This is a genomic window from Phaeovulum sp. (assembly GCF_047638075.1).
GTDB lineage: Bacteria > Pseudomonadota > Alphaproteobacteria > Rhodobacterales > Rhodobacteraceae > UBA6197.
The window spans coordinates 1-10,955 of sequence record NZ_JBLJBV010000092.1 but is presented as its reverse complement, the minus strand read 5'-3'; the positions used below and the strand labels follow the sequence as shown (position 1 = coordinate 10,955).

At 61.6% G+C, this 10,955-nt stretch carries 12 protein-coding genes; 7 read left to right on the top strand and 5 right to left on the bottom strand.

The features are described 5' to 3' along the window. Positions 1–889 (bottom strand): ComEC/Rec2 family competence protein (locus ACM62R_RS13905; RefSeq protein ID WP_415184644.1); only part of this gene is annotated, 889 nt, incomplete at its 3' end. 81 nt (positions 890–970) lie between these two features. Here ACM62R_RS13905 and gltX point away from each other — a divergent pair. Beyond that, on the top strand, positions 971–2,401 hold the full coding sequence (gltX, locus tag ACM62R_RS13900; protein WP_415184643.1) for a glutamate--tRNA ligase: 1,431 nt from the start codon (positions 971–973) through the stop codon (positions 2,399–2,401). A gap of 77 nt (positions 2,402–2,478) precedes the next feature. Beyond that, complete coding sequence (locus ACM62R_RS13895; protein ID WP_415184642.1) at positions 2,479–3,774, top strand: citrate synthase; 1,296 nt, start codon at positions 2,479–2,481, stop codon at positions 3,772–3,774. Positions 3,775–4,084: 310 nt separating this feature from the next. Here the strand turns inward: ACM62R_RS13895 and ACM62R_RS13890 are convergent, their stop codons facing one another. After that, positions 4,085–4,609: a biotin transporter BioY gene (locus ACM62R_RS13890; protein WP_415184641.1), complete on the bottom strand. Its 525-nt coding sequence runs from the start codon at positions 4,607–4,609 to the stop codon at positions 4,085–4,087. A 147-nt stretch (positions 4,610–4,756) separates the two neighbouring features. Between ACM62R_RS13890 and ACM62R_RS13885 the strand changes: the two genes are divergently transcribed. Continuing rightward, positions 4,757–5,428, top strand: coding sequence for an SDR family NAD(P)-dependent oxidoreductase (locus ACM62R_RS13885; protein WP_415184640.1), 672 nt, complete (start codon positions 4,757–4,759; stop codon positions 5,426–5,428). 20 nt (positions 5,429–5,448) lie between these two features. Here ACM62R_RS13885 and ACM62R_RS13880 read toward each other — a convergent pair whose 3' ends face one another. Beyond that, positions 5,449–5,967 (bottom strand): transferrin-binding protein-like solute binding protein, encoded by a 519-nt coding sequence (locus tag ACM62R_RS13880; protein WP_415184639.1) that lies wholly within the window; start codon positions 5,965–5,967, stop codon positions 5,449–5,451. Between the two features lie 264 nt (positions 5,968–6,231). Between ACM62R_RS13880 and surE the strand changes: the two genes are divergently transcribed. From surE to ACM62R_RS13865, 3 genes are read left to right on the top strand one after another with little or no spacing between them, the layout of a single operon-like run. Beyond that, the gene (gene surE / locus ACM62R_RS13875; RefSeq protein ID WP_415184638.1) at positions 6,232–7,017 is read left to right on the top strand and encodes a 5'/3'-nucleotidase SurE; all 786 of its coding nucleotides are present in this window, start codon (positions 6,232–6,234) and stop codon (positions 7,015–7,017) included. Continuing rightward, positions 7,014–7,688 (top strand): protein-L-isoaspartate(D-aspartate) O-methyltransferase, encoded by a 675-nt coding sequence (locus tag ACM62R_RS13870; protein WP_415184637.1) that lies wholly within the window; start codon positions 7,014–7,016, stop codon positions 7,686–7,688. Before surE ends, ACM62R_RS13870 begins: the two co-directional genes overlap by 4 nt. Before the next feature lie 59 nt (positions 7,689–7,747). After that, positions 7,748–8,932, top strand: coding sequence for a peptidoglycan DD-metalloendopeptidase family protein (locus ACM62R_RS13865; RefSeq protein WP_415184636.1), 1,185 nt, complete (start codon positions 7,748–7,750; stop codon positions 8,930–8,932). 43 nt (positions 8,933–8,975) lie between these two features. Here ACM62R_RS13865 and ACM62R_RS13860 read toward each other — a convergent pair whose 3' ends face one another. Beyond that, a complete protein-coding gene (locus tag ACM62R_RS13860; RefSeq protein ID WP_415184635.1) occupies positions 8,976–9,815 on the bottom strand; it encodes an ATP-binding protein in 840 nt (279 codons plus the stop codon). Continuing rightward, positions 9,812–10,681, bottom strand: coding sequence for a twin-arginine translocase subunit TatC (tatC, locus tag ACM62R_RS13855; RefSeq protein ID WP_415184634.1), 870 nt, complete (start codon positions 10,679–10,681; stop codon positions 9,812–9,814). The genes ACM62R_RS13860 and tatC overlap by 4 nt, the downstream gene beginning before the upstream one ends. Positions 10,682–10,705: 24 nt before the next feature. Here tatC and ACM62R_RS13850 point away from each other — a divergent pair. Next, the coding region (locus ACM62R_RS13850; protein WP_415184633.1) for a hypothetical protein at positions 10,706–10,955 on the top strand (250 nt) is incomplete at its 3' end.

The following is a 10,955-nucleotide window of genomic DNA, read 5'->3' as shown; positions in this document are numbered from 1 at the left end:
CCATATGCAGCCCGGAAATCGACACGATATGGTAAAGGTTCGAGGCCCGCATCGATGCATTCGTCGCCTCGGCAATCCCGGACCTGTCCCCGGTCATCAGCGCCGAAGCAACAGCCCCCGCCTGCCCCGGTATTCGCGCCTGGATCGCCGCCGAAAGGCGCATCCGCGCACGGTGTCCGGCCAGCAACCAGTTTGACGGGTCTGGCGGTTCCAGCACCAGCACCGGCACGCGCGTATACCCCACAGCACCCAGGCCCGAAAACCACGCATGGCGGCGAAAATCATATGCCCCCGGCTCGGCCGGGCCAGAGGGGGGCGACAGATGCGCGGTCAGGATGACGCGCAGGCCCGGTTCGGCCGCAAGACGGCTTTGGTCTCCCTGAAGCGATACCCGCACCAACCCCGGTGTCCGCGCAGGTGCCGTATCGGCCAGAACCACCTGATCCAGCGTCAGGCGAATCCGGTCGCGGCTGGAGCGGTCAATCCCGACTATGCGCCCCTCGACCGGACCATAGTAGCGATAACCCAACACCGGGGACGCGACCGAATGTGCCCGTGCCCCGGCCAGTAAAAAGCCACACGCTATGAGTGTCAGAACCGCCGCCAGAAACTGCATGGCCTCGGGTCCGAAACGCCAGCACGCAGCCCCGATCAACGCAACAACCGCCGCCACGGCAAACGCAACCGCCCCCGGCTCGACCCGAGAAATGAAAAACGCCCCGATCCCGCCTGACAGCGCGACCGGCACCCATAACGCCAGATCCAACCGCGCGCCAATCAGTGCCGCACGCGGCGCCGACAGCCCGCCAAACAGCCGCCGCACCACGCCCTCGCGCAGGCGCGCAAGCTGCATGGGGGCCAAAATGCCGGTATCCGACAGGTTTGCCACGCTTGTTTCTCCGCCCGTCCTTGCCTAAGGATCACGCCAAAGCCTACCCGGCTCATGGTTTCCGAAAGGTTAACGCGCCCGATGTCCCAATCTGAAAACACCCGCCCCGCGAGCCCTGCGCCCGTCGTGACCCGTTTTGCACCCTCCCCCACCGGTTATCTGCATATCGGCGGGGCGCGCACGGCGCTGTTCAACTGGATCTACGCGCGCGGTCAGGGTGGAAAATTCCTGCTGCGCATCGAGGACACCGACCGCGACCGCTCTACCCCCGAGGCAACGGCGGCGATTCTAAAGGGTCTGGCCTGGCTGGGCCTGGACTGGGACGGCGAGGCGGTCAGCCAATTTGCCGGCCGCGACCGCCACGCCCAAGTCGCGCAAGAGATGCTGGCGCGCGGTGGCGCCTATAAATGCTTTGCCACCCAGTCCGAGATCGAAACCTTCCGCGAGGCCGCCCGCGCCGAGGGTAAATCCACGCTTTATCAAAGCCCCTGGCGCGACGCAGACCCGGCCAGCCACCCTGATGCGCCCTATGTCATCCGCCTGCGGGCGCCGCGCGATGGCACTACGGTGATCGACGATCAGGTGCAGGGTGCGGTCACCTTCCGAAACGATCAGCTGGATGACATGGTTTGTCTGCGTTCAGACGGGACGCCCACCTATATGCTGGCGGTTGTTGTTGACGACCACGACATGGGCGTGACCCATGTGATCCGTGGCGATGACCACCTGACCAATGCCGCCCGGCAGGTGCAGATCTATAACGCGATGGGCTGGGATGTGCCGGTTTTTGCGCATATTCCGCTGATCCACGGCCCTGATGGCAAGAAATTGTCAAAACGTCACGGCGCGGTCGGGCTGGAGGAGTATCAGGCCATGGGCTACCCGGCGGCAGGGATGCGCAACTACCTGACCCGCCTTGGATGGAGCCATGGGGACGATGAATTCTTTACCGACGAACAGGCGCGGGAATGGTTCGATCTGGGGGGAATCGGCCGGGCGCCCGCACGGCTCGACTTCAAAAAACTGGAGAACCTGTGTGGGCAGCATATTGCCGCCAGTGAAGACGCGCAATTACTGCCTGAAATTGAGGCATATCTGACCGCCGCCAACCTTCCTGCGCTGAGTAAAATGCAGCGTGACGGTTTGGCACGGGCCCTGTACTGCCTGAAAGAGCGCGCCAAGACATTTCCCGAACTTCTTGAAAAGGCACGGTTTATTCTGACGTCCCGGCCACTGGATGTGGATGAGAAGGCGCAAAAGGCGCTTGATCCGGTATCCCGTGGTATACTGAAAGAATTGACGCCGCAGTTGCAGAATGCTAACTGGTCGCGGAACGATCTGGAGGCCACCGTTGCCACCGTTGCCGAGGCCCATGGTGTGGGTCTGGGCAAATTGGCCGGACCGCTGCGCGCCGCGCTTTCCGGGCGCACGGTGACCCCCAGTGTCTTTGATATGATGCTGACGCTGGGACGTGATGAAACGCTGGCCCGGCTGACCGATCAGGCAGCCTGACGCTTTGCCGCCGCCCGATCACATCAGATAGATCATGCCCGGCGTAAACCCGCAGGGCCTTTAGAAAAGGGAACGGAATGGCTGATACAACCAAGACCGCGACGCTGAGCATTGAAGGCAAAACCATCGAGCTACCCATAATGTCGCCTACCGTCGGCCCTGACGTGATCGACATCCGCAAGCTTTATGCGCAGGGTGATGTGTTCACTTATGACCCCGGTTTCACCTCGACCGCGGCGTGCGAAAGCTCGATCACCTATATTGATGGCGACAAGGGCGAACTGCTTTACCGCGGTTATCCGATCGAGCAACTGGCGAACAATTCCCACTTTCTGGAAGTGTGCTATCTGCTGCTGAACGAAGAACTGCCCAATGCCGTGCAGATGAAGGATTTTGAAGACCGCATCACCCGCCACACCATGGTGCACGAACAGATGCACTACTTCTTCCGCGGGTTCCGCCGCGACAGCCACCCGATGGCGACCCTCGTGGGTGTGGTGGGCGCGCTGTCGGCCTTTTATCACGACAGCCTTGACGTGAGCGACCCTTGGCACCGTGAAGTGGCCGCAATCCGCATGATTGCCAAACTGCCGACGATAGCCGCCATGGCCTATAAATATTCGATGGGGCAGCCCTTCGTATACCCGCGCAACGACCTCGATTACGCGTCGAACTTCCTTTACATGTGCTTTGCGATCCCGGCAGAGCCGTACACGGTCAACCCGATTCTGGCAAAAGCCATGGACCGGATCATGATGCTGCACGCCGACCACGAACAGAACGCCTCGACCTCGACGGTGCGTCTGGCCGGGTCGTCAGGGGCCAATCCGTTCGCCTGTATCGCCGCCGGTATCGCCTGCCTCTGGGGCCCGGCGCATGGTGGTGCAAACCAGGCCTGCCTTGAAATGCTGCGCGAAATCGGCACCGTTGACCGGATCCCCGAATATATCGCCCGCGCTAAGGACAAGGACGATCCGTTCCGCCTGATGGGCTTTGGCCACCGGGTCTACAAGAACTTTGACCCGCGCGCCAAGGTGATGAAGGAGTCGGCCGATGAGGTGCTTGACCTGATGGGCATCCACGACAACGAAACCCTGAAAGTCGCCAAGGAGTTGGAGCGTATCGCGCTGGAAGACCCCTATTTCATCGACAAGAAGCTTTACCCGAACGTCGATTTCTATTCGGGCATCATTCTTGAGGCGATGGGCTTCCCGACGTCAATGTTCACGCCAATCTTTGCGCTGTCGCGCACCGTCGGCTGGATTTCGCAGTGGAAGGAAATGATTGGCGACCCGACCCAGAAAATCGGCCGTCCCCGTCAGCTTTATATCGGTGAAACCCAGCGTGACTACAAAGACGTCGCCAAGCGCTAAGGGTTTTGAGAGTTTGCAGGGCCGGAGAGATTTCTCCGGCCCTTTTTCATTGGGCGCCTGCGATACCGCATTACTTTCCGTTGTCGCCCGGAACCTGTTCAAACGAATCGAGCCATCTCTGTGTGCCCCAAACGGTGCCACGTCCCGATCTGCCATTGTCCAGAATGCCGGTGCCTTCCGCACCCCCTCAACGGCTGAGATACCGCAGCAGCAAAGCCGCCCCTTTTTTGCGCTTGCAAGAAGCGCTGGGATTGAAAACCAAAACGCCGCCCCGAAAGGCGGCGTTTCAGACCAATGTGATGCGGTGCGCTTAGCCCTTGCGGGATTTCAGCGCAGCCCAGCCACCCGAAACCGCAACCGCCGCCAGTGCAGCCTTGACCAGCGTGCCCAGCAAGAACGGTGTAACCCCCGCCGCAGTGGCCATCGACAGATCAAGCCCGGTGACCGTTTTAAGCACCAGAACACCCGGCACGAACAGCGCCATTCCCGGCACGAACCCGGCGATGAACAGCTTGCCCAGACCCCGGCTAAAGCCACGCTCTGCCATGAAACCGGTCAACCAGGCCATGCCCACAAAGCCCCACAAAAACCCTGCCGTTGGCCCCATCAACACGCCCGCACCCGCAGCGCCGCCGGCAAAAACCGGCAGGCCCATTGCGCCCTCGGCCAAATAGGCGATCAACGTTGCCGCTGCCAGGCGCGACCCGTAGGTCAGCCCCACAATGGTAATCGCCAGCGTTTGCAACGTCATCGGAACCGGCAGCATCGGCACGCTGACCTGCGCCGACAGGCCGACAAAAAGCGACCCCCCCAGCACCATCAGTACTTGGGTCATTAGGGAGTGACGGGTCAGGATAGCTTTTGAAAGTGTCATCTGAGGGCCTTACATGAAGAATATCTCTGCCGCGCAGTTTTGACGCAGCCTGTGCAGATGTCAACGCTTCCTCTTGCATGCCACCCCCCTGAATGCGAAACAGCGCCCATGACACAGATCCAGACCCCCCCGATGAAAACCGAAAGACTGGCCCTGATCACCGGCGCCTCGCGCGGGTTGGGCGCAGCCCTGGCCGAGGCCCTGGCAGATGCAGGTTGGCATGTGATGGCCGTCGCCCGCACCCAAGGTGGGCTGGAAGAGCTGGACGACAGAATTCAGGCAAAAGGTGGCCGCGCCACACTGGCGCCGATGGATGTGACAGACCCGCAGGCAATGCAGCATCTGGCCGGGTCCGTTGCCGCACGCTGGGGCGGTGTGCAGCTTTGGGTGCATAGTGCCGTGCACGCCGCACCGCTGTCGCCCGCGGGGCATATCGCGGCCAAGGACATGGCCAAATCCATCGCCACAAATATCACCGCAACCGCGACGCTGATTCCCCTGATCGAGCCGTTGTTGCGGGCCAGAAATGGCCGGGCGTTGTTTTTGGATGATCCGCGCGCGGGGCAGAAATTCTTTGGCGCTTACGGCGCTACCAAGGCCGCACAAATGGCGCTGGCCCGCAGCTGGCAGGCAGAAAACGTCAAGATCGGGCCACAGGTCCTGATAGAAACCCCGGCCCCGATGCCGACAGCCACCCGCGCGCGCTTTTTTCCCGGCGAAGACCGCACAAAATTGCATGATCCGCGCCAAGAGGCCGCCCGGATCGTCGCGTCACTATAGCGCGACGCGACGACCTGACCTTACTGCTTGGCAATAAAGCCTCCGGTAACAAGCAGATCCCCGTCGGTCGATGGGGTAACGCCGCGCAGGCTTCCCCCGGTCACCTCGGCATTTGGTCCGCCAAAGCCACCCTTGACAACCAGCGATCTGCTCCGGGTCTCCCCGTAGAGTTCCAAAGACCCCTCGGCCGTTGCGGTATATTGCGGAACGGCCGGGTCGTAGCGGTTCAGGTCAACCGGCGCGATGGTGAGTGCGCCATCAAGCGCGCCATCGGTTGCGCTGTTGAAATTGCGCATATTGCCAGACACGCGGCTTGCAGCAAAATCCGCCTTTATCAGCACATCGGACGTCAGGATATCCAAGGCCGGGTCTGCATCATTCCCGCCGTCTGGCCGGATTTCCATTCTTGCGACGCCGTTGTAACTTGCAAAACCCTGGGTCGGCAAATCTGACGATGCAGTTGCGGTCAGACCCGTCGCCTCATCGGCAACACTCTCATATGTTGCCACCTGCTCAACATAGGTAGGGCGCTCGTTCACACCCCCGCCGCCGCCGCTACCGCACGCGCCCAAGATACAGCACCCTGCTAGCGCACCCCAAAAACCACCTTGTCCGACTACAAGTCGCGGCATAACTCAATACTCCTGGTTATCGCTTTATCGAATCTCTCTAAGTATAAGGTTTTTATTGGCTTTTGTCGAAAATATGTTGCGGCGGATCAGACACTTTCCCCTGGACAGCGTTTGCATCGCTTTACGCCCGCAGGTCCGCGGGGTAATCAGTGAAAAAGAAAGCGGGGCGCCATGCGAATTTTGATTACCAATGATGACGGCATCAATGCGCCGGGGCTTGAGGTTCTGACCGAGATTGCACATGAAATCGCGGGCCCCAAGGGTGAGGTCTGGACCGTCGCCCCCGCGTTTGAGCAATCGGGCGTTGGTCATTGCATCAGCTACACCCACCCGATGATGATCGCCAAGCTTTCCCAAAACCGCTACGCCGCCGAGGGCAGCCCCGCCGACTGCGTATTGGCCGGGCTTTATGATGTGCTGCGGGGCGCGCGCCCCGATCTGGTGCTTTCAGGGGTGAACCGGGGCAATAATGCCGCCGAGAACGCGCTTTATTCCGGCACCGTCGGCGGCGCAATGGAGGCGGCGCTTCAGGGTATTCCGGCAATCGCGCTGTCGCAGTTCATGGGCCCCAAGACAGACGAGTTGACCGATCCGTTTGAATCCGCGCGCGCCCATGGCGCGGCTGTGGTGCGGGCACTTTTGGACAAGGGCCGCTGGGATGCAGACGATTACCGGCTGTTTTACAACATCAATTTCCCGCCGATCAGCGCGGCTGAAACGCGCGGCATGAAGGTCGCCGCGCAAGGCTACCGCACCGATACGTTCTTTGGGGTAGAGCCGCATGTTTCGCCATCGGGTCGCAAATTCCTCTGGATCAAGGGGGGCGGACAGCACATGCCCACCGCGCCGGGAACCGATGTCGCCGTGAACCTTGAGGGTTATATTTCGGTCACCCCGATGCGGGCAGATCTGACCGCGCATGACATTCTGGCTGATCTGGAGGCACGACTGGCATGACCCGCCCCGCCGATCCGCCCGGCGATGAAACCAATAACAATGCCGAACGCAAGATGCGCTTTTTGTTTGCGCTGCGTTCAAAAGGCGTGACCGAGGCGCGGGTGCTGCACGCAATGGAAAAGGTGGACCGCGGGCTGTTTGTGCGCGGCCTTTTTGCGGAACGCGCCTATGAGGATATGCCCCTGCCCATCGCCTGTGGTCAGACCATTTCGCAACCCTCGGTCGTGGGGCTGATGACGCAGGCGCTAAGGCTTCAGCCGCGCGACAAGGTGCTAGAGGTGGGAACCGGGTCCGGTTATCAGGCGGCGATCCTGTCGCATCTGGTGCGCCGGGTCTACACTATCGACCGCCACCGTCGCCTCGTGCGCGAGGCCGAGGCGGTGTTTCAAGCCCTGCACATAGCCAACATTACCGCGCTTTCCGGCGATGGGTCGCGCGGCCTGCCCGATCAGGCCCCTTTTGACCGTATCATCGTGACCGCCGCCGCCGAAGACACGCCCGGCCCCCTATTGGCGCAGCTTAAAATCGGCGGTATCATGGTGTTGCCAGTTGGGCAGTCGGATGCGGTGCAAAGCCTGATCCGCGTGACCCGGCTTGCAACAGGATACGATTACGAAGAATTGCGCCCGGTGCGATTTGTGCCGTTGGTCGAGGGGCTGGCAAACGACTAGCCCGAAATGAAGTGAAAGGCCCGGCGACAGGGGCCCCACAAACGACGAGGACAGAGTAGATGATCTTTCCCTTGACCGCCCGTTTCCGCCTTGGCCACGTTTTGCTATTGGGCGGTGCTGCGCTGGCTTTGGCCGGGTGCGACCCGAACGGCTCTTTCGACGGTGATTTGCGCAAATTCGGGCGCACCGGTTTTGATACCTCGGATGCGGCGCGGCAAGCCTCGGCTGCGCGGCCGCAGCCCGATGCGCGGGGGGTCATTTCCTACCCCAACTATCAGGTCGCGGTTGCGCAGCGCGGTGATAGCGTGGCCACCGTGGCCCAGCGGATCGGCACGGATCCGGTCGAGCTCGCGCGCTATAACGCGCTGACGCCCGACACCACCTTGGGCAAGGGTGAGGTTCTGGCCCTGCCGCGCCGCGTGGCCGACGGCATGGGTACCCCGACCAACGCAGGTGCCTTGGGCACCGAGCGGATCGACATCACCTCGATCGCGTCAAACGCCATTGACCGCGCCTCGGCCAATCAGCCCGCAGCCCCTGCCGCCGCCAAGCCCACCGGCCCCGAGCCTGTCCGGCACAAGGTGGCGCGTGGCGAAACCGCCTATTCGATCGCGCGTTATTACAATGTCAGCGTCCGCGCCCTGGCTGATTGGAACGGCCTGCCCGCCGATCTGGGGGTGCGCGAGGGGCAATTCCTGATGATTCCGGTGGCCTCGGGCAGCGCATCTGGCGATGTGGTCGCCGTGACCACGGCCCCCGGCAGTGGCAGCCCAACCCCGACGCCCCCGTCAGCGGCCAAGCCCCTGCCTGCCGAAAATCCCCCCGCCGCCAGCGCCGCTGTCGCCAAGCCGGCCACGCCCAATCTGGGCGCAAACCGCACTGCGGCCTCGGGGACGTCCAAGATGCAGATGCCGGTATCAGGCGCGATCATCCGCCCCTATGTGAAGAAAAAGAATGACGGCATCGACATTGCCGCGACCCCCGGCACCGCGGTCAAGGCTGCCGCTGACGGAACCGTGGCCGCGATCACCAAAGACACCGGGCAGGTGCCGATTCTGGTGTTGCGCCACGAATCCGGCCTGCTGACGGTTTATGCCAATATTGACGCGATCACCGTGACCAAAGGGGCAAAGGTCAGCCGTGGCCAGACCATCGCCAAGGTTCGCGCGGGCAATCCGGGTTTTGTGCATTTCGAAGTCCGCGACGGCTTTGAAAGCGTCGATCCGCTGCCCTATCTGCAATAGAAATGCACCCTGCGCTGGCCCTGGCATCGGGGCCGCGCAGGGGTCAAAGCGCCACGCCGCGCCGCCCGGCCAGATCCGTAAAGAACTGCCATGCCACCCGGCCGGACCGCGCGCCGCGCGTGGCCTGCCATTCAATGGCTTCTGCCCGCAAAGCCTCGGGGGGCACATCAATGTCATAAGCCGCACAATACCCCTCAATCATCGCCAGATATTCATCCTGGCTACAGGGATGGAACCCCAGCCACAGCCCGAAACGGTCTGACAGAGACACTTTTTCCTCGACCGCCTCCGAGGGGCTGATCGCGGTGGAACGCTCATTCTCGATCATGTCGCGCGGCATCAGGTGGCGGCGGTTCGAGGTGGCATAAAACAGCACATTCGCCGGGCGCCCCTCGATGCCGCCATCCAGCACCGCCTTCAGGCTTTTATAGTGCTGATCGTCATGGCTGAACGACAGATCGTCGCAAAAAAGCACGAACCGTTCGTCAGGCGAAGCGCGCAAATGGGTCAGCAGGCGGGTGACGCTGGGCAGGTCTTCGCGTGAAAGTTCAACGAGCTTGAGCCGATGCCCCCGCTCCAGCACCGCCGCGTGAATCGCCTTGACCAGAGACGATTTCCCCATCCCGCGCGCGCCCCACAACAGCGCATTGTTGGCCGCAAAACCCCGCGCGAACTGTTCGGTGTTTTTCAGCAAGGTGTCGCGGGACCGGTCGATACCGTAAAGCAAGGCCAGATCGACGCGGCTAACCTCGGCCACCGGCTCCAGCCGGTCGGGGGTGGTATGCCAGACGAAGGCATCCGCCTGGCCAAAATCTGGCGCGGGCTGCGGTGCGGGGGCCAGACGTTCCAATGCGGCCGCGATCCGGTTTAACGGCTCAGTCATTTTGACGCCTCTTCTTCGGCACCCTCATCTTCGTCTTCGTCTTCGTCATCAACCCACAGGCCCTCGGCGCGCAGCCGCGCCTCGCGCTTGATCTCAATCCGGCGCACCAGGAAAATCGAGATTTCATAAAGCCCGTAAACCACCGTGAACAAGATCACCTGCGTGATCACATCAGGCGGCGTCACGACAGCCGCGACAATCAAAATTACCACCACCGCGTATTTGCGAACCGCCCCCAGCCCCGCCGCCGAGACCAGGCCCGCCTTGCCCATAAGCGTCAGCAAAACCGGAAGCTGAAAACAGATCCCGAACGCCATGATGAATTTCGTTGTCAATGCAAGATATTCCTGCACCGAGCCCTGGAACGTGATCCCCGCCATGGCGCCGCCCTTGCCGGTCTCAGCCCCCAATCCGCCCTGTTGGAACCCCAAAAAGAAGTCGAACGCCAACGGCAGGACAACGTAATAGGCAAAGACACCCCCGATTGCGAACATCACCGGCGAGGCCACCAGAAACGGCAAGAACGCATTCTTTTCCGTCTTGTAAAGACCCGGCGCCACAAACCGCCATAGCTGGTAGGCAATCACCGGAAAGGACAGCACAAAGCCGCCCAGAAAGGAGATATTGATCGCGACGAAAAAGCCTTCCTGCAGCTTGATCAGGATCAAGCCGCAATCCTGCCCGCGTGTTTCAAGCGCGCCGCAAATTGGTTGGGTCAGAAAGTTGAAAATCGGGTTCCAGACCGTAAAACAGATCAACATGCCGATGATGAAGGCCAATGCTGACCACATCAATCGGGTGCGCAGTTCGCTGAGGTGTTCGATCAGCGGGGCGGCAGTGTCGTCAATGTCTTGCGGGGTACTCATGCCTCACCTTTTTTTGCCGCGCGTTTGCGGGGGGGCTTGGCGGCAGACCCGGCCGGTTCGGCTTTGGCCGCGGCTTTTGTGGCAGGTTTGCTAGTTGCCGGTTTTGCTTTCGCGGGTTTGGCCGTTTTCGGGGCCGCCGCTTTGGGCGCGGCCTTTCGGGCAGGTTTGCTTGCGGTTTTGGGCGCGATCGGGTTGGGGGCGGCTGGCGTCGCGGGTGTCGTTGCCTGTTTCGCGGTGCCGGGCAGCTTTGGATCCCACTTCTCAAATCTGTTTG

Excerpts from the sequence above, each read along its gene's own strand:
- ACM62R_RS13870 (WP_415184637.1), top strand. The coding sequence starts at position 7,014 with ATGACCCGCCCCGCCGATCCGCCCGGCGATGAAACCAATAACAATGCC.
- ACM62R_RS13895 (WP_415184642.1), top strand. The coding sequence starts at position 2,479 with ATGGCTGATACAACCAAGACCGCGACGCTGAGCATTGAAGGCAAAACC.
- ACM62R_RS13890 (WP_415184641.1), bottom strand. The coding sequence starts at position 4,609 with ATGACCCAAGTACTGATGGTGCTGGGGGGGTCGCTTTTTGTCGGCCTG.
- ACM62R_RS13885 (WP_415184640.1), top strand. The coding sequence starts at position 4,757 with ATGACACAGATCCAGACCCCCCCGATGAAAACCGAAAGACTGGCCCTG.
- ACM62R_RS13865 (WP_415184636.1), top strand. The coding sequence starts at position 7,748 with ATGATCTTTCCCTTGACCGCCCGTTTCCGCCTTGGCCACGTTTTGCTA.
- surE (WP_415184638.1), top strand. The coding sequence starts at position 6,232 with ATGCGAATTTTGATTACCAATGATGACGGCATCAATGCGCCGGGGCTT.
- gltX (WP_415184643.1), top strand. The coding sequence starts at position 971 with ATGTCCCAATCTGAAAACACCCGCCCCGCGAGCCCTGCGCCCGTCGTG.
- tatC (WP_415184634.1), bottom strand. The coding sequence starts at position 10,681 with ATGAGTACCCCGCAAGACATTGACGACACTGCCGCCCCGCTGATCGAA.
- ACM62R_RS13860 (WP_415184635.1), bottom strand. The coding sequence starts at position 9,815 with ATGACTGAGCCGTTAAACCGGATCGCGGCCGCATTGGAACGTCTGGCC.